Annotated in this window: 24 protein-coding genes; 18 read left to right on the top strand and 6 right to left on the bottom strand. The window is 40.2% G+C overall.

From position 1 onward, the window contains the following. Positions 1–229: 229 nt before the first annotated feature. The 10 genes from PSI15_RS14540 (at position 230) to PSI15_RS14495 (ending at position 7796) form a co-directional block, all read left to right on the top strand. Complete coding sequence (locus PSI15_RS14540; RefSeq protein WP_273584135.1) at positions 230–652, top strand: hypothetical protein; 423 nt, start codon at positions 230–232, stop codon at positions 650–652. 122 nt (positions 653–774) lie between these two features. Beyond that, on the top strand, positions 775–1047 hold the full coding sequence (locus PSI15_RS14535) for a hypothetical protein (protein WP_273584134.1): 273 nt from the start codon (positions 775–777) through the stop codon (positions 1045–1047). Between the two features lie 42 nt (positions 1048–1089). Continuing rightward, positions 1090–1554: a phage protein NinX family protein gene (locus PSI15_RS14530; RefSeq protein ID WP_273584133.1), complete on the top strand. Its 465-nt coding sequence runs from the start codon at positions 1090–1092 to the stop codon at positions 1552–1554. Then, a complete protein-coding gene (locus tag PSI15_RS14525) occupies positions 1554–1775 on the top strand; it encodes a Lar family restriction alleviation protein (RefSeq protein WP_273584132.1) in 222 nt (73 codons plus the stop codon). The genes PSI15_RS14530 and PSI15_RS14525 overlap by 1 nt, the downstream gene beginning before the upstream one ends. Continuing rightward, positions 1765–2217, top strand: coding sequence for a zinc-finger-containing protein (locus PSI15_RS14520; RefSeq protein ID WP_273584131.1), 453 nt, complete (start codon positions 1765–1767; stop codon positions 2215–2217). The genes PSI15_RS14525 and PSI15_RS14520 overlap by 11 nt, the downstream gene beginning before the upstream one ends. Continuing rightward, positions 2214–2561 (top strand): hypothetical protein, encoded by a 348-nt coding sequence (locus PSI15_RS14515; protein ID WP_273584130.1) that lies wholly within the window; start codon positions 2214–2216, stop codon positions 2559–2561. The genes PSI15_RS14520 and PSI15_RS14515 overlap by 4 nt, the downstream gene beginning before the upstream one ends. A 93-nt stretch (positions 2562–2654) precedes the next feature. Continuing rightward, positions 2655–4370 (top strand): DUF4942 domain-containing protein, encoded by a 1716-nt coding sequence (locus PSI15_RS14510; RefSeq protein WP_273584129.1) that lies wholly within the window; start codon positions 2655–2657, stop codon positions 4368–4370. A gap of 1843 nt (positions 4371–6213) precedes the next feature. After that, positions 6214–6666, top strand: coding sequence for a hypothetical protein (locus tag PSI15_RS14505; RefSeq protein ID WP_273584128.1), 453 nt, complete (start codon positions 6214–6216; stop codon positions 6664–6666). Positions 6667–6813: 147 nt separating this feature from the next. Beyond that, positions 6814–7134 carry a hypothetical protein gene (locus PSI15_RS14500; protein ID WP_273584127.1) on the top strand — a complete coding sequence of 107 codons (321 nt, stop codon included), beginning with the start codon at positions 6814–6816 and terminating at the stop codon, positions 7132–7134. 353 nt (positions 7135–7487) lie between these two features. Next, a complete protein-coding gene (locus tag PSI15_RS14495; RefSeq protein WP_273584126.1) occupies positions 7488–7796 on the top strand; it encodes a hypothetical protein in 309 nt (102 codons plus the stop codon). Positions 7797–8507: 711 nt separating this feature from the next. Here PSI15_RS14495 and PSI15_RS14490 read toward each other — a convergent pair. The 3 genes from PSI15_RS14490 to PSI15_RS14480 all read right to left on the bottom strand — a co-directional run bounded on the left by PSI15_RS14490 (position 8508) and on the right by PSI15_RS14480 (position 10708). After that, positions 8508–9182, bottom strand: coding sequence for a hypothetical protein (locus tag PSI15_RS14490; protein WP_273584125.1), 675 nt, complete (start codon positions 9180–9182; stop codon positions 8508–8510). Positions 9183–9616: 434 nt separating this feature from the next. Then, entirely contained in the window at positions 9617–10129 is a 513-nt protein-coding gene (locus PSI15_RS14485) for a hypothetical protein (protein WP_273584124.1), read from the bottom strand. Positions 10130–10183: 54 nt separating this feature from the next. Then, entirely contained in the window at positions 10184–10708 is a 525-nt protein-coding gene (locus PSI15_RS14480; RefSeq protein ID WP_273584123.1) for a hypothetical protein, read from the bottom strand. Between the two features lie 149 nt (positions 10709–10857). Here PSI15_RS14480 and PSI15_RS14475 point away from each other — a divergent pair, with 149 nt between their 5' ends. From PSI15_RS14475 to PSI15_RS14465, 3 genes are read left to right on the top strand one after another with little or no spacing between them, the layout of a single operon-like run. Further along, on the top strand, positions 10858–11298 hold the full coding sequence (locus tag PSI15_RS14475) for a hypothetical protein (RefSeq protein WP_273584122.1): 441 nt from the start codon (positions 10858–10860) through the stop codon (positions 11296–11298). Beyond that, a complete protein-coding gene (locus PSI15_RS14470) occupies positions 11288–11752 on the top strand; it encodes a hypothetical protein (RefSeq protein WP_273584121.1) in 465 nt (154 codons plus the stop codon). The genes PSI15_RS14475 and PSI15_RS14470 overlap by 11 nt, the downstream gene beginning before the upstream one ends. Before the next feature lie 15 nt (positions 11753–11767). Beyond that, the gene (locus PSI15_RS14465; RefSeq protein WP_273584120.1) at positions 11768–12391 is read left to right on the top strand and encodes a hypothetical protein; all 624 of its coding nucleotides are present in this window, start codon (positions 11768–11770) and stop codon (positions 12389–12391) included. 41 nt (positions 12392–12432) lie between these two features. Here the strand turns inward: PSI15_RS14465 and PSI15_RS14460 are convergent, their stop codons facing one another. From PSI15_RS14460 to PSI15_RS14450, 3 genes are all read right to left on the bottom strand, one after another. Next, a complete protein-coding gene (locus tag PSI15_RS14460) occupies positions 12433–13053 on the bottom strand; it encodes a hypothetical protein (RefSeq protein WP_273584119.1) in 621 nt (206 codons plus the stop codon). Positions 13054–13134: 81 nt separating this feature from the next. After that, positions 13135–13425 carry a hypothetical protein gene (locus tag PSI15_RS14455; protein ID WP_273584118.1) on the bottom strand — a complete coding sequence of 97 codons (291 nt, stop codon included), beginning with the start codon at positions 13423–13425 and terminating at the stop codon, positions 13135–13137. 38 nt (positions 13426–13463) lie between these two features. Continuing rightward, positions 13464–15107 carry a DEAD/DEAH box helicase gene (locus PSI15_RS14450; protein ID WP_273584117.1) on the bottom strand — a complete coding sequence of 548 codons (1644 nt, stop codon included), beginning with the start codon at positions 15105–15107 and terminating at the stop codon, positions 13464–13466. Between the two features lie 78 nt (positions 15108–15185). Between PSI15_RS14450 and PSI15_RS14445 the strand changes: the two genes are divergently transcribed. Genes PSI15_RS14445 through PSI15_RS14425 form a run of 5 tightly spaced genes read left to right on the top strand, consistent with a single transcriptional unit; the run spans position 15186 to position 18387 of the window. Next, positions 15186–15887 carry a ParB/RepB/Spo0J family partition protein gene (locus PSI15_RS14445; protein WP_273584116.1) on the top strand — a complete coding sequence of 234 codons (702 nt, stop codon included), beginning with the start codon at positions 15186–15188 and terminating at the stop codon, positions 15885–15887. Then, positions 15887–16561: a ParB N-terminal domain-containing protein gene (locus PSI15_RS14440; protein WP_273584115.1), complete on the top strand. Its 675-nt coding sequence runs from the start codon at positions 15887–15889 to the stop codon at positions 16559–16561. The genes PSI15_RS14445 and PSI15_RS14440 overlap by 1 nt, the downstream gene beginning before the upstream one ends. Continuing rightward, positions 16558–17205 (top strand): ATP-binding cassette domain-containing protein, encoded by a 648-nt coding sequence (locus PSI15_RS14435; RefSeq protein WP_273584114.1) that lies wholly within the window; start codon positions 16558–16560, stop codon positions 17203–17205. Before PSI15_RS14440 ends, PSI15_RS14435 begins: the two co-directional genes overlap by 4 nt. Positions 17206–17207: 2 nt before the next feature. After that, complete coding sequence (locus PSI15_RS14430; RefSeq protein WP_273584113.1) at positions 17208–18107, top strand: hypothetical protein; 900 nt, start codon at positions 17208–17210, stop codon at positions 18105–18107. A 13-nt stretch (positions 18108–18120) separates the two neighbouring features. Beyond that, positions 18121–18387, top strand: coding sequence for a hypothetical protein (locus PSI15_RS14425; protein WP_273584112.1), 267 nt, complete (start codon positions 18121–18123; stop codon positions 18385–18387). Positions 18388–18421: the final 34 nt, after the last annotated feature.

The following is an 18421-nucleotide window of genomic DNA, read 5'->3' as shown; positions in this document are numbered from 1 at the left end:
TGGCGCGGGTATCCATACTCATAGAGACGCCGGATAGATTTAAGCAAGCCAACCATACATCAAAATGAGTGTTGCAAAAACGGGGAAGACCATAGATTTTGTTTGGGGATTCAGTAAGACAATTAAAAGATATTATTGCTTTCCACAACAGCCTCGATGAAGAATCCAAGAAAAAGCTGCAACGAGTCGCTGATGAATTGAAGGTCACAAGAATTAGTGAGGATAAATAATGTCTAAACACCCACATGCAGATCTAATGATGAAAGCAGCCGAAATTGCACAGACAAACGCTAAATGGTGGGAATGGTTTCAGCGATTTGATTGTCATTATACCGAGGGTGATGTAACAAAAGAACTCTGGGTAGATATTCATGAATCATTTGATTTCGATCCCGACGAAGAATATAAATTTAGAGAAAAAGTTATCATAATTGGCAATATCGATGTTCCTGAGCCAGAAAGAGAACAATTAGGACATGGAAAAGTATATTATTATCCTATTTTGGGATTCGATAGTCTTTTATATGAATGTAGTGAATGGTATGGATTACCATACGATGAAATCAGATTAAAACGCGGTCTAATCCATCTTGACCGCGAATCCGCTGAACTTCATGCAAAGGCGCTCATTGCTCTAACCGAAAATAAATAAGTTAAGCACGAATAAAGTAGTGATGAATATCATGAGGTTGTCAGAAATAGTAAAAACTGACAGCCTTTTTTATAAATTGCATTTATGAGGCGAATAAAAATATTACTTTATTGGATATAATTATGAAAAAAACATCAACCGTGTTTGAGTTAATGAAAAATTACCATGATGAATACGATATTAGACATGAGAGATTTAAAAGTGTAGTGAGAAATAAACAATGTGATGAAGATGTAACTAAAGTGGCTCAGAAAGGTCTGGAAATAACATGTAAGGCAAGTAAATCTACATTTAAAGTTTATTGGTTAGAAAAACGAGTTATACAAAAAAGAATGAGTGAAGGAACGATAGGTTTTGGTGAACTTATGGATAAAGGGGTTGTAGGTAAGGGATAATAATAATTATGTCATAAAAATTAATAGAGTTGAGATCGCAGAATGAAACTAAAAACAAACGAATTAATAGGTCGTGCGTTGGATTTTTCTGTAGCTAAGGCGATTGGCATGGATATTTATATATGTGGTCGTGCCAGTGATGATGAAGATGGATGGATTGGTAATTATAACGTCACAGTGGCGGCATTTGAGAAACCCGTTATTACGGTTGGCTTTTGCGGTGAGATATGCGTTGAGTCTCAGGCAAAATCTCAAAAATATTCACCATCTACCAATTGGAAGCAGTGCGGGCAGTTGATAGATAAATACTGTAAATCGTTTGGACTGGTTCAGGATGGAACGGGAAAAACATGGCGCTCATTCGCGTATGGTAAACCTGTAAATGGCATCGATATGATGATGTTGTCTTCTGGCGATAGCATACAAATTGCATTTTGCAGAGCACTAGTGACGGCCATGTTGGGCGACGAGATTGATATCCCGGATGAGCTATTGGAGGGGGAATAATGGAAGAGATAGCAGAAATTTCACCATGTCCTAAATGTGGTGGCGGCAGTAATTTGGCTATTGTTGGGTTCAAAGGTGGGCAGTCTGTAGAGTGCTGGAGTTGTCATTTTTCTATTTCTAGGACTGACGAGGCCGAGGCAATAGCAGCATGGAAACAGAGGGTAAATAACGATGAGATTATTAACATTGAAAATAAAAAGAGGAGGCAGAATGACAATTAAGACTCCGTGGAATCCAAGCCGCAAAGCTACCCAAAGGGTAAAAGATGTTATTGCCGTTCCTGAAAGCTGTTGTCACTGCTGTAGTAAGGTATCGATTGCCAACAATAGTCGCATTTACGGCAAGGAGTACGGCAAATGGCCGTGGGTTTATTTGTGTGAAGGTTGTGGTGCTTATGTTGGGATGCACCCTTTCACCTCTATCCCTTTGGGCACGCTTGCAACAAAGGAGATACGAGAGGCGAGAAAGAAGAGTAAGCCTTATTTTATTCGGTTACAAAATAACGGAAAAATATCGAGAGCTGAAGCCTATAAGTGGCTTGCCGAACAGTTGAGTATCGAGCCACGTTACTGTCATTTTGCAATGTTCGACATTGTAATGTGCGAAAAGGCAAAAGTCGTATGTCAGAGGCTTATTCGCGGGAAGGTAAATGAAAAACGATGAACCTAAGAAAATTTTTTGCTGTAAAACAGCCATGTACCAACTGCCCTTTCCTGAAAAAGAACGGAATTGAACTTGCAGAGGGAAGACTTGAATCAATTAAGCAAGGATTATTTGAAGATGATCAGAAAGTGTTCCAATGCCATAAAACCACGTTCTCAACGGGTGGTTATTATGACGACGACCATGTTTATCATGCGTCTGGCAAAGAATCTTTTTGCGCTGGTGCGATGGGATGGCTCTTGTTAAAAGGTCAGCCAAACGTTGCCATGCGATTAGGCCATGCTTACGGTGTTATAGATTTGAACAAATTAAAAGCGGTCACAAAGGATTTGATCGCTGAATAGTCAATTGCCGTTGTTAATTTGTTGTTCACCTTTTTATAAATTAGATAATAATATCATTAAGAAAATGAAGTTATTTATATAATGGTGAAAACAATGACAACGGCATTAGTCGCTTCTACTACTGAACTACATTTCCAGCAATCAGACCTTGCTTTCCGCGAGGAAATAAATCAGATCCGTGATGTTATCGGTCAGTATCATCGTGATGTGACTGAGCGCGAATTGCTTCATTCCATTCTGTTTTCGGGTGATCGTGTTTCAAAGATTAACCAGCTTCTTGATGACGGTGCCAAGCCTGGCGAAGGAAACCACGGTGTGTACCGAATCCCCCACAGTATTGACCTCGATTACGTTCGAGGAAACCTGAGAGCTAAGTACTGGCAGCGGGTGGTTGATATGACCAATATTCTGCAACTGATGCCGGCTAGACTCCGTGATGAATGGCGTGAGCAGTTTATCGAGGGAAAAGTTAAGGTTGATAAACCAGATCCTTATACTGCCGGCAGAATGAGAACGGTGACAGAATATGTAGGCGTTCCTGAATTCAGTGAGGATTCAGTGATCCCAACTTTGCTGGGGCTACTGAACGACCGCAATATGTACCTGAATGAACGTGTGTACGGTGTATTCTGTGCGTTGAGTCCGAAGCACAAAACGAACAAAAGCTACGGTTTTTCAGATAGGTTGATCCTGACAAATGTGATTAGTGATTTTTGGAGTAATTCGGTTTCAACGTCAACCTACCGGGAAGACTCTATTGATGATCTACGGGTCGTTCTGCGATTCTTTGCGCACGGTCGATTTGGTCGCGTTGAGCGTCTGGCAACTGTCCTGAGTGATGTTTACAGAGCAGACCCCTCTACAGCTACACGTAATTTTGGTAAATGGGTGCCTATCGACGGCAATCTTCTCCGTATAAAAATGTTTATGAACGGCAATCTGCATATTGAAATTCACCCTGACGTTGCATGGAAACTGAATGAGGTACTGGCTGCATCACTGCCTTACGCTATTCCGACAGAATTCCGCTCAACGCCGAAAAATAAACGTGCCGCTAAAGAGTTTGGTGAGATTTTGATTCCGGTCGACGAAGATGTGGCGAATCTTATTGTTGCTATGGATAAACCTGAAAAATCAACAGGTGTGTACAGCAGTTTTGGCTACCATTGGAAAAACAGCACTGGCGAAACGAAGAAACAGTATGTCGGCATCATGCGTAAACTCGGCGGTGTCAGAGATAACAGTGATAGCCGCTGGAGCTTTCCGTATGAATTCTGCGAGATAAGAGACTTTGTGCTCAAAAATCGCTGTTTGCCGGATCAGAAGACTTATCAGTTCTACCCGACACCAGAGCTATTACAACGGTTAGTCACTGACCTTATTGAGTTACAAGACAGTGACCGACTGCTTGAACCGTCCGCCGGTCGTGGTGATTTACTGACATTTATTGATGCACCACAACAAACGACCTGTATCGAACTGGCTCCGTTGTTCTGCAAGATACTTGAGTCAAAAGGCTATTCACCTATTAACGCAGATTTTCTGAAATGGTCAGACGAAAACGCCAGTGTAATGTTTGATAAAATTGCCATGAACCCACCGTATTCAGAGGGACGTGCAAAAACACATGTAGAGGCAGCGATAAGACACCTTAAAGCTGGTGGTCGTTGCGTGGCGGTAATGCCTGGTAGTGAGCGTATGCAATGGATCGATGAAAGCCAGTTTAAGGTTGAAGAATGCGCCACGTACAGCAATGAGTTTGAAGATACTGGTGTGATGGTAAAAGTATTTACCATCGACCGAATTTAAAGTTTTATAAGGAAAGAGTGGGATATACATAAATCATTCTGTATATCCCACGGGTCACTTTCTCAACTAAGAAACAACATCAATAAGGAATTTATATTAATCACCAGATTGGTAGAAATGACGTAAATAATGGTGACAAAACAAGCATCATTGTTGACGTTTTCTATAAGTGTGAATTGATCATACTTTTAAACATTTTTTAATGTAATTTAATTAATAAAATCAATTAGATATATCTAATTGAGAATCTAATGCATTAGATCAACGAATAGTCAACAAAAAATCGACTTTTGAACGCGAAAAAGTTGATCTATTTGCAAACCCATTCTTACAAGTCTGTGACCCAATTTAATAATCAGAATCGAAACCGACGAAAGAATTAGAGAAGCAAGCTGTGGTAATTAATTTCAATACAATAACCCACCAAACTCCCTTGAAAGAGAGCCAAAACATCCGAGCTGAATTACCTAACCGGCCAACCAAATCAGAACAAGAGAAGAAAACAACACAACACAACACAACACAACACTCCGGCAAATCAAATACTAAGAAAACCCACCTACCCATAGCAGGCAAATACCTCACTTAATTCCACTAGGCAGCCAATCAAAGATTAACAGGCAACCTAACTTCCGCAGGTTATCAGAGAGAAGAACAAGCCAGCCACTTTTCCAACACGTCAAACCAAGCGGACAAAGAGAAACTACCGAAGCAACAATTCAAAGGGAAAACCCACACGTCAACCATTACAGCAAGGAATACATAGCCACCACATCATCAACTAAACAAAAACAATAAGAGAAAGTTACAGATAACCAAATAAGATAAATATCTAATATTTCATAATGAATAGAAAGAAAAAAATAACCACAATAAGACATTCGAAGGAACAAAAGGAATAAGAACAATAACCAAAATAAAATCAATCACACCAGTAAGACAGTAAGAACGATATCGGACATTACAGGAAGCAATAAGGACACTCTTGACATATCAATCATCAGAGAGAAGACAGTAGACAATCAATCGTAATAACACAGGTAGGAAATGTAAGAGAAGCAATCACGGTTACATGTAATAGGTAGTCGGATGCGTAGAAGAGCCGTAGAGGAGTACCAGTAATAAAGGACAGTAGAAACAGTAGAAGTATAAGAGACGGAAAATCGAAACGGGCGCGTACTTTCCCCGTAGAAATTCTCCACAGTGATCCGGCCATCCGAAACACCCCTACGGTCGCCTACGGGACATGAGGAAAAGATCGATTCTTACCTACGGGAAACGACCACAGGTCAGAAACGGAGAAAGACTGCGGCGCGGTACAGGCTGACATGAGAAACGGCGGAGAGGTTCTATCTAAAAATTTCGGGCGGCGATGTGATGAGGGCGGTGTATTGCTGCGACCTGAGAAAAGAAGCGGTACGCATGTAGCCGTAGCAATACACCCGTAGTCAATATTACATCTAAGGGAAGTTACGTAGCGAAGCAATATCGCGCGGCAATCGGTATGGACTTTTTGTCTGAGGTTCCCTGCGGCACGGGTTGCTCTATCGTACCGTTAACCAATTCCACCAGCCTTGTTGTTTTGCTTTTCTGCCGTTTCCGATGGTTGATAATAAGTCAATTAAGAAAACGAAACAAATAAGTAATTGATAACAAATAAGTAATTGATAATGAAAATATTGCATCAACATTAGGGAAGTAAGAGTGGGGTTAAGACTCCCCATTATTTTTACTATTAGCCACCTACGGAAATAAATAAACAAGAAAACAACTTGAATAACAAAATGTAGAAGTTAAGATAATCATTCCAATAATGGACTTTGGGTAACAAGGAATAATTGTCATGGAAAAGATTAACCGCTCAAATCTCGTTTTCGATATGTACTACTCCTCCAGCAAGAACGGAGCGGCTGGTGAGAAAGTTGCAGAAATCACGGCCATTATCCGTGATCGTGCCACTGGCGAAGAAGTTACCACCACCACATTCAAACGTATCACCGGTAAAGATCGCAGTCAGAAATTTGATTTAGGTATTATCCGATTGAGCCGTGGTAACGATCAGTTTTGTACAGAGGTAATCGAACACTATCGCAAAGACGTAGAAGGCCAATTTAAAAGCCTGATGGTCGAAGTAAGTGATGTGCTGGAAAGCGGTCTGAATAGCTCAACGTGGATCGGCATGTTTGGCCTGCGTGTACTGGGTGATATGGATGCGACTTTACATCTGCCGGAAAACGTATTGGCGCTTTTAGGTGAAAAGCCGACTGAAGAACCTACGGTAGATGTAGGTAAATAGCGGCCAATAGTCTGACACTTTCGGGGCGTAGAATAAAAACTACGCCATTTATCTTTTCATCATCCCTACTGCTTCCGCTTTTTCGCCTATTTGCTACTGGCAAAATACTTCCATCAAAACGACAAAGTACAAATTAAGGAACGCAGTATGGCTAAGAGCTTGATGAATTCTGAAAACATGATTTTCCCAAACGAGTCTCGTGAAATTGAACTTGTTGAAATTATCATGCAGGTGGAAGTGGGACATGCTCAATTTGAGTTGGCAGAAGAAGAAATCTATCGCAAAGCAGATGGCAAACTTATTGATACGCGGATTGCTCTAACTCGTAAAGAATGGAAGGGTGGCAAATATGTTACAGCAATTGCCAAACATTACCCAATATCGGAACGCAATAAAGCGATTAGTGAAATGGTCACATTAACTCAATGGGCGATTATGGAAACTGCCCAAGAGAAAATGGAGAAATAAAGAATTATTGGCGGATAAAATGGAAGATCCGCTTTTCTATTTGAAATGCTGTGATTACAGGGAAGTCCATTGGAAGATAATATTAGGCTATTGCCATTCTCCTGCCGCTCTCGTAGCGGCTTTTTTACCCACCTCTTTCCCGTAGGCAATAGACCTCTTTTTGCCCGGCTATCGACTGGCTTACCGCAATTTACGCCGATGCTTAACTGAGTGTTTGTGTTAGGTAATTATCTGCCTATAACACGAAGTGCATTATCTTTTACGCCCGTCATTTATCGCTTTTTCGCCTTATCCAATGTGTGAAAATAACATCATTAAGATAACAAGATAAATAACCAAACGGAGTAAATAATATGCGCTCTAACGCATTTAATCGTCATAGCAACGCTCAAAACCGATTTGTCGATCATGATGCACTTGAACACGAACTTGAGTTGGACAAGAAAATTGCTGAACAAATCGAAGAAAATCGTCATCATTTACGCCTAAAGATGCGTATCGCTAATGAGATACGAAGAGAACGTGAAACCTATAAGCATCCATCAACTTGTGAGAAGTTGTCACTTACATTCTACCTACTGGATAAAACGCCGATTTATTCAAATGGGAACGACTTGTTTACTTTAAACAAAGATTTTAGCCGTAATTTGTTTGTTCTGTAACGTTGTGTGTGTTGTGTAACTGCGGTTCTCCGCCCTAAAGAGTCCAGTGTAAAAGCGGGACTTTTTGGGTGCCAGTTTACCCCTACGGGAAGCCGAATCGCACCTACGGGAAGAAAAGGCAACATGTTGGAGGAAAGGAGAGAAAGACTGCCTACGGGAAAAGGGAAACGGCTGGATTCGGGAAACGGGGAAAGGGTCGCATCACGCATGAGGCGAAGAATTTGAAAATTAGGCGATAATCAGCGCGGACTAATAGTTTACAGAGTTACTATATCAATAGTAATTATATTGAGTTACTATACCAATGATGATTATATTGGCTTATTATGCTAAAAATTCATAGGAAAACAGATCGGCAGCATTGGGGCACCAAATCGATAATATTTCTTATTCTAAGCGATTTTACTTACTGATAATAGGATTTGCTATCTTAATGTTTAAAACGTCTCAAAATAGATTTTATTCGCTCTTATGATTGATTGTGTCGTTTAATATTGCCAGTAAAGACAGATAGAAAGAGATTAAACGTTATCATAACGATTCTAAGCGCTTACTGTATGGTAGTTGGTGGATTTGCATAAGAAAGGATTTAAAAGCGTTTATAGTCTGATTGGTGGCGTTATAGTGAGGATCGTTTGACGTGTTACCAGTAGCAGAAAACAAGCAAAAAATCCGCTACCTGTTAGCGGATTCGATAGAGTAAGAGATTGATTATTCAGCGATAGCAAGATCTAATTCTTTTTGAGTCTCTTTATCTTTGGTAAAAACAGATTTTAAATATTTAACTAAATCGTTTTCTGAATTGATTTTATATTCACCATATCCCAAGCTAATCTTTCCGCTAGTGTAAGACACAATACCCAAACGCTCACACAATTTTAGCGCTTGGTTTGTTTGTGTAAATCCACTATCTGCTTTCTTGTCTGCTTTTTCTTTGTGAGAAGTCATTTGATCACGATATTGGCGCATCGTGAACTTAGTTTTATCAGTAGTAATAAAATCTAAGATTGCCATGATATTTGACGCGCTCATATCTGATAAATCATAATTATAAAATCCATTGGAAATACTACTAATAATAAAGCCAAATTTATTTAAGCTATAAGAGTTAACAGCAATTTCTTTTAATAAATCCGTTGGCTCTGCTTTTGTATTTTTAACAATGTAATACAGTGCGGAAACCGCTTTTTCGTTAGTTGAGATTAAATACGCTAAACCAGTAAAGTATTTTACTTTTGTACTGGCTGCTTGTAAGTCTGCTTTTTCTTTACTGGATAAGTTAGCAACATCAGATAAGCGTTGTTTGATATCGTTATATTGTGTCTCTAACAGTGAAGCAATAGAAGAAACGGAAGAGATAACGAGAGCTTTTGATAATTGAGCCATGATATAGATCCTTAGTGTAATGCGCTTATGCGCTTTTAAAACTTTGTTTTTAAGTGTTGTCTCACTCGATAGAAACTATAATAAATTTTTTAAAAATTATTTCAAGTGTTTTTTTAATATTTTCATATTTGTTTGTGTATATAAGAAAAACAAAAGTCTTAGAAAAAATACTTGGTTATCGGAAGGTGCTCCCTAAATAAATCCTCTTAATCAACATTCAGCCTTATATACATTCCAATGGGTTGAAAATTGATATTATATCCGGTCGGATGTGAAGGTAGATTAGGTGGATAAATAGAATTTTCTGGTGGGATAATGTGACGATGGGAAAAATGACAGATAGATGTACAAACAACCTTATATAGATTTCACCGCAAATATAACATACCTTGATCGTGACTAAATCACGATCAAGGTAATAATGTGAGAGATAACTAATTAATTTTAGATTTTGAAGAAGGTGGGTAAGCGGCTTGAGTCACAGTAGCGCCATCATGTAATTTATTGATAAATGTGATGAGTTGCTCCAACCCATTGACGTCGAAAATAGCGACTTCTATACCAAATGGTGTATTTGGAGTAGAGGTTGTGAACTTAACATAACCAGTGCTTTTTACTGTTTTCATTCCTAATATTGAATGATTAAATGCGATAAGATTATTTTTAGCAGCAGGGATATTTTCCAGCTTTTGTTGAATTATTCTATCAAACGGATAAATTACAACCCTAAAAGGGGTATTTTCTTTTACACCTAAAGATTCTTTGATGTAAACATAGCTTTTTAGATGTGTCGGAGAATTGTAAAATCTAGTAGTAGGGTTTTCGTGAGTGTAGAAGCCAAAAGCTTTAGTCTCTCTAGGCTTACCTGTATAAGAAACTTCTTCGCCATATTTGTTTCTCATAAAATTTATTAGTGTTTTTGTGGAAACAAACGTATTCTTGTGCATACAACGCCTTATTTTTATATATACAATAAGGCGTAATAATATATTAAACGCAATCTACTCAGCAAGTGAGCCGTCAGACTCAAAAGGAACGATACGTTTAACCGCGTCGTACATTAAAAGCACCAAACCACCATCTTGATTCAAAAGTTGTAGAGAATCGTAGTCGTGGTTTGATTTCTCACCCTTATAAATTTTTCCATCTTTCATAAATACCGCTATATGTTTCTCTACGGCATGGGATTTGTTAAGAATAAGATGAAATGTTTTTGTTTTAGGTAAAGTTGATTTATCAAAAAATTGCGCCACTGAGTCAACCACCTCAACCTCCTGTCGAGGTATAAGAGTAATAGTTGCTATCTGGCAAAACAACATTCGTCGGTCAGAGAAGACAATGACACTATTTCTGTTATTGCACTTAATAATGTTACTTTTAAATCTATCACCACCGATTGTAGTAACATCAACCGAATACATACCTTTAGTTGCAGATATGACGAAAAACTTGAAATCCTTGTAGGTACGTTCACCGTGCCTTTTTGTGCCATATGTAATGTCTACTTTAGGTAACTCGCTGTTCATTCTGCGCTCATTTTTATTCAACTTTTCCAATTTAGTCATTATACCAAAGACTTAACAGCAAGAGATACGTAATAATCGGGTGTTTGTTCTTGCAGTGAATACTTACACAAACATACAATAAGAATCATTATCAATAAGAGAGAAGTTGTATGAAAAATAGGGTAATTTTGCCATCTATTCTGGTTATTTCTAGTTTGCTTTCTGGTTGTAGCTCCACAAGGCTTGACGTTGCTGCATCAAAGGAAGTGCCGGCAGATAGGATGTTTTGGGAATCAGACAAGGGCAATGAAGGGGCAAAAAGTCAGATCATTGTAAAAAGAGATCGAGGTTTTGTTGGCTCAGGTTGTATACAAGATATTCAGCTTAATGGAATAAAAGTTGCTGAACTGGAAATTGGAGAAAAGGCCACTTTTTATGCGCTTCCCGGTAATTACACATTAACTACATATTTAAGCGGAAGTGCTTTATGTGCTTCGCTTATTAGTTCACTGACGGTAAAGATATTACCAAATTCCTCAAATGTCTTTACAATAGCTGTAGTCGATGGTTCTGCACCGAAAATTATAAGAGAAAAAATGAATGAAAAATAAACTATTATTGGCGATGCTGCTACCTATTATAGTTTCTGGGTGTTCTTCTAATAGATTAAACGCCTCTGCGTCAAAAGAAGTACCTGTTGAGAGAATGTATTGGGAAAAAGGTAGGGATAATACCAGTGGTGATAGCACAATAATCATCAAGAGGGATGCAGGTGTAGTTTATTCAGCATGTGTGTCTAACATTTTCTTTCAAGGTGTAAGAATTGCTGAATTAATGCCAAGTGAAAAAGTGACTTTAAATGTGAACTCTGGTGAATATATTCTCGGTGAATTTCTAAGTGGATCTGGTTGCTTTTCATTTGCGAAGACATTGATCGCTAATATAAAACCAAATTCAGTTAATGTTTTTAGAGTAAAAACAATTTTCTTAGGTGCTAATGGCGGCGATTCATTGATTCGTGACACCGACATCTCAACTGAAATAAAAAATTCTGTATTTGAATAATAAAGAGAACCTAAAATGATTTATTTAATAATTCTTCTCTGCGGTTTATTGGTTATGATTATCTCACTCTATGTACTCTACTCAAATGAAGCGAAGACGGCAGATTTGGTTAGAAAAAAAATAGCCGATTCGGTAGGTGTTCCTAGATGTTATATAAGTGATGATAATAGTGTTGCTATTGCTTTTGACTCTAAAGGTAAAAGATTGGCTATTGCTAAAGGAATTATAAGAAAGAAAATATCAGTGAGCACGATTGATTATTCAGATATTGTAGGTGTTGAGTTAAAAGAAGGTGACGTTACAATTGCAAACTCAGTAACGACCAATAATGCGTTGCTTAGAGGGGTTACAGGTTTTGCTATTGCTGGCGGAGTAGGTGCGATTTTAGGTGGACTATCAAGCAAAAGTAAAACAACAACGGTATCAATGAATAAAATTAACTCCTTAGGTGTGGATATTTATATCAAGAATTCTTCATATCCGATAATAAGATTCAAAACTTTTCGATCACAAAATGCAATTGATAAAGATGGTTACCGATATAATAAGGAATTAGACAGAGTTACAAGGCTTTATGGAAAAATCAAAAGGGCGATTGAGGAATCTAATCCTGATACTGAACAACCCCCGTTAAATTGATTGCTTGTAATAATACAGGGGTGGTTTTCCACCCCTTAGCCTTACTTGAAAGCCACCTTTTTTAGCATCGCCAAGCCTTTCTCAGTCACTACCGGTTTAATATTATCGCTACTGGTATCAAGTTTCATAAATCCATCCCTTAAAGACTGTTTTGTTGCTCCGCCGTCAGATACCTTTATCCAATTAAGACTCTCAAGCAGCGATTTAAGCCGGTAAGGTGTAATACCAAGAATCTTTGACATTTCAAGCCGCCCATAGCATTTTTCAACACCCGCATCTGACGATTCAAGGTCTGACAGATCGGAAATGATATTTTTTGACAGATTGTCAGATTCAACGAATTGTCGGACTAACTCACTAATAGATTTAGCCGATACATCGGTATTTACTAAAATATGCTCAATAAGACCAATAAACCCAAGTGCGGTAGGTGACTTCTGCTTTAAATCAGATGCCATATCCAAAAGTGTACGTGCGAGTAAATTTGCACTAGCTGTGTGTGGGTACTTTCTCAATAAATCAGCAAATTCAGCCGCATATCTTTGCCCTTCACGATAGCTTTGTGTTGTTTCTGGCGACCAGAAGTTAGCGTTCTTTGTTATTTGTATGTTTTTAACAAAAGAAAGTTTTTTTAAATCATTGGCAAAAATAGTTTTAGACATAGCTCGCTCCGTTTTGCTGTGTTGTGTGAACGGAGCGGATCATAGGACGATAACAAAGGGGAAAAAGGAGTATTTGACGGCTTAATTTACTTCGTTTGATTCCGCGTTTTTAAGCAATGTATCAAGCATTTCCTGAGTAATGCGACCATCTTTGAACATTTTGAGCAGCCGTGTTTTTACGCTACTTGCCTCGACAAGAGCTTTTGTTGATTTGTCAAAATCAGTCAGTGTCATATTTTCTAAGATGGTATTCAGCATCAGCTCGATACTCGGCTTGACACCTTTTTCTTTAAGTCTGGCTTTTAACTGCTCCAACTTCTCATGTGACTTAGGTGTGGCTCTGAACTGAACCACTTTTGTTTTATTTATCATAAAATACCTTTAGAAAAATACCTTTTTTAAAATTATAGCTATTTGGTAAGTAAGTGAAAAGGGAATTCACCGCTTTCCGGCAACATACCTTGATGGAACCCGTCTGTTTCACGAATGATATTTCGGCGCTCAAATGAGTGTTCTAATAGCTTGTTGTTTGAGTAGTCTAAGAAATCAACTACGAAACAGATATTCGTCTGATCTGTTTTTTTACGTAATCCACGACCGACACGCTGACGTAATTCAACCTCTGCCTTTCCTCCACCAGCCAAAATAACACCGCCCACACCCGGCACATCCACCCCGACATCGAGTATGGTTGAACCGATGAGCACATCAATCGTCCGGTTCCGCAGTTTATCGAGTTGTGCCATACGTTCTTTTTGATTGTTTTCGCCAAAGATAAATTCAGCCTTGATACCTATGCTTTCGAGCATTTCTTTTAAGATGTCACCGTGACGGGTTAATTTAACCAGTATCATCACGCTCAAGTTGTAACTGACCATTTTCTTCACCTGGTGAACAATGAGACTGTTGCGGGCAAGGTTGTATGTGATACCGAGTTTCGCGGCTCTGGCATAAGGCGAGGTTCTGCCAAGACGGGTATTTCCAACGGTTTCTTTCAGGTCATTACTGATATTTACCTCATCCGGCGTGTAGTCTGTTCGCAAATATAGGAAATATGGTTTAGCTAGAATGCCTCTGTCGATCAAATACTTCTCAGACACCTTGATTCCAATAGAACCGGTCACCGCCATTAAACGCATATTGGCTTCCGCTGAATCTTTCATAAATGGCGTAGCTGTCAGCCCCAAGCGATAATCAGCGTTGATGCACATACGAGAAATATCATAGAACGAGTTACCGGAAGATTCGTGCGCTTCTTCAAGGATCAGTAATGCGGCCTCTCTAAGCAACATTTTGACGGCGGCTTGTCTGCGATAATGAAAATTGCGTTTTTTTTCCCACTCTTTCCGCTGTTCTTCTTTGGTTGGGTGTAGTTTTTTACCCGATTTACCTTTCGGTGGTAGCTTTTCAACAAAGCGTGGGTACTCATCAAGAAAGCTGGTTAGTGTTTGAATAGTTGCGACATTGATATGACGTGAAAAGTGAAATAAACCGTCACCGATGATGCCAACTTTCTCACCTTTAAGGTGAGGTTCTCCATTCTCAGCGCGGTAATCAATAGATCGCTGAAAGTTGGCTCTCATCTGGTGCATCAGCACTGATCGCGTGGTGATAAACAGACCCAATCGATTGATTCTGGCAGCGGCTTTACACGCAATGTTGGATTTTCCACCACCAGTAGCGATTTGGGCGATCATTCCGCCCATTTTGACCATCCTCTCAACCGTCTCATCCTGATACAGATAATCGGGGTTGAAAGGAAAGTCATTTATCTTTGGATTTGGCTGACCCAATGGCTCAATCATCGGTTTCCTTTGCAGTAAAACCCGATGGCCGGCTTTTTCCAGCTTACTTTTTACAGCCTGAACAAAACCAGATGGAAAACTGCGGGTAGACCAGTTGAACATCGTTGATTTGCCATCCCATCCACTCGATTTGTACTGCGCTCCATCCACCTCATAGTTCAGTGAATCCTGAACACAACGCAATACGCTTTCGTCGGCATTTTTGCTAACTAATGCGTTGACTGCGTTGTATGCAATAACGATATCCATGAATAAGACCTTATGTTTTATAAAAAAATCATTATACTTTGTAAGTAAATACTTATGGAAAAGTATGGGAAAAACACAATGGAAAGTAAAACTAAATTTTTAGAGGTAAAGACGGAGCTACTTGTTCCTAACGGCTGGAATACGAACAGCGTTCCGTTGATGAATATGGATAAGCTCAAAGAGTCAGTAACACGACTCGGTTTATTCAAGCCTGTCATTGTTCGTGAGGTTGGCGACAAATACGAAATCTTGGGCGGCGAGCATCGTTGGAGAATCGCTGTAGAACTCAAAATGCCGACCATCATGATTGCCAATTTAGGCGTGATCGATGATTCCACTGCAAAACAAATCTCAGTTATCGATAACGAGCGATACGGTGAAGACGATGCTGAAAGTTTCGCCCGACTGCTGGAGGAAATTCAGGCTGATATCTCCTACAACTTTGCTGACCTTGCTCCTATTGACGACATTCTCAAAGATATTATGCCAACCATTTCAACCGAAGCTGCGTTTCGTGAGTTAGAGGCGTTAAGTAGTGAAATGGGTACCGGAACTGGGATGGATGAATCCGGATCTGAATCCCTGCGTGAACGTGCTGAAAAAAGCGAGACAAGCGCCTACCAAACCATGCGTTTCAAAGTGGCAACGGAAGCGGCAGAAACAATCGAAGCCGTTATTGCGGCAGTGATCCGTGACGAAGCCATTAAGACCGGTAACAAAATGGAAGATGCTGGTGAGGCTCTGCTGGTGATTGCTGAAAAATATAAGGAAGTGCGCTGATGGAAAAGCAATTTGAGATTATCTATTTAGACCCGCGAACGCTTATTCCGTATGAAAAAAATGCGAAAAAGCACAACGAGCAGCAAATTAAAGACCTCGCAGAAGCGATTAAAAAGCGTGGATTCGATCAGCCTATCACCGTTGATAAAGACAGGGTGATTATCACCGGTCATGGTCGTACCGAAGCCTCAATTTTTGCAGGTCTGGCAAAAGTACCCGTCATTATTCGTGACGATCTCAACGCAAAAGAAGTCGCGGCTAAACGACTCGAAGATAACCGTTTATCCAGCACTGATTATGACGCATTGCTTTTACAAGAGGAACTGAAAGGGCTGATCGACAACGACGTAGACGTATACGGTTTTTCTGAGCGTGAATTAAGTGTTCTGGTTGAAGATATGGCTGGCTCAATGGCTACCGACGACTTGGTATCTGACCTGTCACTGGAAACCGATCGTCAGAAAGAAGAACACGACGAGATCACTCGTGAGGTCGCAAAAGAAGACGTTCGTCTCAGTGACGTAATGGGCTTTAAATCCATCCCTGCCAGCTCCGCAATTATCGTTGGGGATTTACTCGCCCACATGGAAGAAACTACGGGAAAAGAGGGTCTGGACGCATTTCTGGCGTTTGCAGATAAAGTTTCTCAGGAAATGTACGGAGAGCAGTCATGAACGACTATCTGATTAACGTTTCATTTGATACCCGTGTCACTAAAACTACTCGCACACTCGAAGTAGCGGAATCTTTCGGCTTAGGCATGGATGATAAGCAATTCACTTTATACGACAATCTGCCAGTCAAAATAGATCAGGGGGAGGTTGTTTATATCACAGGGCAATCAGGCTCAGGTAAATCGGTGATCTTGCGTGAATTGCAACGCCTGATGAAAGAGGAAGGAAAAACTGTTGCATCCATTGATGATATTACCTTTGATGACGATAAAAACGTCATTGATCAGGTCGGAAAGACAACCGCAGAGGCATTAAGTCTGTTGTCGATGTCAGGACTCAACGATGCCTACTTGTTTATTCGCAAGCCATCCGAGATGTCTGATGGACAGCGTTACCGATTAAAAATCGCAAAACTGATCGAGTCTGGTGCGAACGTGTGGGCGGCGGATGAATTCGGGGCGGTATTAGACCGTGTAACTGCACAAGCTGTTGCCTCTAACTTCCAGCGAGCGGCGCGTAAAATTGGCGCTACCGTGATGGTAGCCACCACTCATGAAGACCTGATCAACGCCTTACGTCCGAGCATCACTATCACCAAACACTACAAAGAGCGTGTGAAAGTTGATTACGCGACGGAGGGTTGAGCATGGGCGGTACGGTGATTCAACGCCATAAGGCTGAGTTCTTTCCGAAACACCTCGATTTTATGAAGGAAATGGTTGTGTCGAAAGGCACGATTGAAGACTGGCATGAACTGAAATCACTTCACTACAAGACTGACGGTAAGCCATTTGCACCGTGTTACTACAAGTGCACGATTGGCGACCGTCTGGTTGGTGTTGTCGTGATGGCATATCCGAAGCTATTGCTTGCACCGCGTCACCGAATGTTTCCTAAGCTGAAACCAACAACCAATACAACGGTGGCGAATCAGTATTGGGGTAAGTATGTGAATGCCAATTTTGCAGTGATAAGTCGTTGTGTGATTGACACTCTTTATCGTGGGTTAGGAATCAGTTACCGGTTAATCAATATCGCTTCCCGTATGCACGATAAGCCGATCATTGAGATTCAATCCTCTATGAGTAAATACAATCCGTTTGCCATGAAAGCCGGGTTTGAATTTATTCGGCCGGAGCGTCCGAAAACCTACGAAAGCGCATTGCGGGTTTATCAGCGTCACTTCCGTTCGGATGCCGGTGATACCGAGGCAATCGTGGGTGAGCTGTTTGCCATGACGGAAACACGCCGTCGCCGAGCACTGGCTGATCTGGCTGCCAACTACCACAAGAATTCGTCGTTGGCGAAAGCGGGTCGTAATCGTGGCACAACTATTCAGGACATTCTTGACACGCTAATAACCGAAGAAGCGATTGTGAAATTACTCAAGGAAATTCACAACCTCAGCTTTACAACCCCGTTGTATGGCGCATATCGCAACCCAGACTTCGGGAAAGCACTTCCGAGTGAAATACCACTTCTGGCATTTGATAATCAAGAAGTGTGCTCAGGAATGGATTTAGAACGCTTAAAAATGATTTTGTAGAAAGGAATACAACATGGACGTCACTGAAAAACAAAAAATGATTATCCGCACTGTATGGATCGGAATGGAAAGAGAGAATCCGGTTGATATGGATGAATTACTGGAAATGCTGCCTTACAAAACGACAAAGCAGTCAATGCAGTTTTCTATCCGTGCCTTGATTAAAAAAGGTCTCGTCATTAAGGGGGGATTGAGAAAACGTTCCGCTGGTGGTGCATACAACCGTATCGTTTATAAACTGACAGCTCTCGGTACTGCGGTTGCAAAAATGTACAGTTAATAATACCTTGCTCTCAATATTATATATTAGTAAT

The organism is Xenorhabdus sp. PR6a (genome assembly GCF_028599065.1).
In the GTDB taxonomy this organism is placed as follows: domain Bacteria; phylum Pseudomonadota; class Gammaproteobacteria; order Enterobacterales; family Enterobacteriaceae; genus Xenorhabdus; species Xenorhabdus doucetiae.
This window is presented reverse-complemented; position numbering and strand designations above follow the sequence as displayed.

Coding starts and splice junctions, on each gene's coding strand:
- PSI15_RS14450 (WP_273584117.1), bottom strand. CDS start 15,107: ATGGATATCGTTATTGCATACAACGCAGTCAACGCATTAGTTAGCAAA.
- PSI15_RS14540 (WP_273584135.1), top strand. CDS start 230: ATGTCTAAACACCCACATGCAGATCTAATGATGAAAGCAGCCGAAATT.
- PSI15_RS14460 (WP_273584119.1), bottom strand. CDS start 13,053: ATGTCTAAAACTATTTTTGCCAATGATTTAAAAAAACTTTCTTTTGTT.
- PSI15_RS14440 (WP_273584115.1), top strand. CDS start 15,887: ATGGAAAAGCAATTTGAGATTATCTATTTAGACCCGCGAACGCTTATT.
- PSI15_RS14535 (WP_273584134.1), top strand. CDS start 775: ATGAAAAAAACATCAACCGTGTTTGAGTTAATGAAAAATTACCATGAT.
- PSI15_RS14430 (WP_273584113.1), top strand. CDS start 17,208: ATGGGCGGTACGGTGATTCAACGCCATAAGGCTGAGTTCTTTCCGAAA.
- PSI15_RS14470 (WP_273584121.1), top strand. CDS start 11,288: ATGAAAAATAAACTATTATTGGCGATGCTGCTACCTATTATAGTTTCT.
- PSI15_RS14490 (WP_273584125.1), bottom strand. CDS start 9,182: ATGGCTCAATTATCAAAAGCTCTCGTTATCTCTTCCGTTTCTTCTATT.
- PSI15_RS14515 (WP_273584130.1), top strand. CDS start 2,214: ATGAACCTAAGAAAATTTTTTGCTGTAAAACAGCCATGTACCAACTGC.
- PSI15_RS14425 (WP_273584112.1), top strand. CDS start 18,121: ATGGACGTCACTGAAAAACAAAAAATGATTATCCGCACTGTATGGATC.
- PSI15_RS14435 (WP_273584114.1), top strand. CDS start 16,558: ATGAACGACTATCTGATTAACGTTTCATTTGATACCCGTGTCACTAAA.
- PSI15_RS14500 (WP_273584127.1), top strand. CDS start 6,814: ATGGCTAAGAGCTTGATGAATTCTGAAAACATGATTTTCCCAAACGAG.
- PSI15_RS14495 (WP_273584126.1), top strand. CDS start 7,488: ATGCGCTCTAACGCATTTAATCGTCATAGCAACGCTCAAAACCGATTT.
- PSI15_RS14485 (WP_273584124.1), bottom strand. CDS start 10,129: ATGCACAAGAATACGTTTGTTTCCACAAAAACACTAATAAATTTTATG.
- PSI15_RS14525 (WP_273584132.1), top strand. CDS start 1,554: ATGGAAGAGATAGCAGAAATTTCACCATGTCCTAAATGTGGTGGCGGC.
- PSI15_RS14530 (WP_273584133.1), top strand. CDS start 1,090: ATGAAACTAAAAACAAACGAATTAATAGGTCGTGCGTTGGATTTTTCT.
- PSI15_RS14475 (WP_273584122.1), top strand. CDS start 10,858: ATGAAAAATAGGGTAATTTTGCCATCTATTCTGGTTATTTCTAGTTTG.
- PSI15_RS14455 (WP_273584118.1), bottom strand. CDS start 13,425: ATGATAAATAAAACAAAAGTGGTTCAGTTCAGAGCCACACCTAAGTCA.
- PSI15_RS14445 (WP_273584116.1), top strand. CDS start 15,186: ATGGAAAGTAAAACTAAATTTTTAGAGGTAAAGACGGAGCTACTTGTT.
- PSI15_RS14465 (WP_273584120.1), top strand. CDS start 11,768: ATGATTTATTTAATAATTCTTCTCTGCGGTTTATTGGTTATGATTATC.
- PSI15_RS14520 (WP_273584131.1), top strand. CDS start 1,765: ATGACAATTAAGACTCCGTGGAATCCAAGCCGCAAAGCTACCCAAAGG.
- PSI15_RS14480 (WP_273584123.1), bottom strand. CDS start 10,708: ATGAACAGCGAGTTACCTAAAGTAGACATTACATATGGCACAAAAAGG.
- PSI15_RS14510 (WP_273584129.1), top strand. CDS start 2,655: ATGACAACGGCATTAGTCGCTTCTACTACTGAACTACATTTCCAGCAA.
- PSI15_RS14505 (WP_273584128.1), top strand. CDS start 6,214: ATGGAAAAGATTAACCGCTCAAATCTCGTTTTCGATATGTACTACTCC.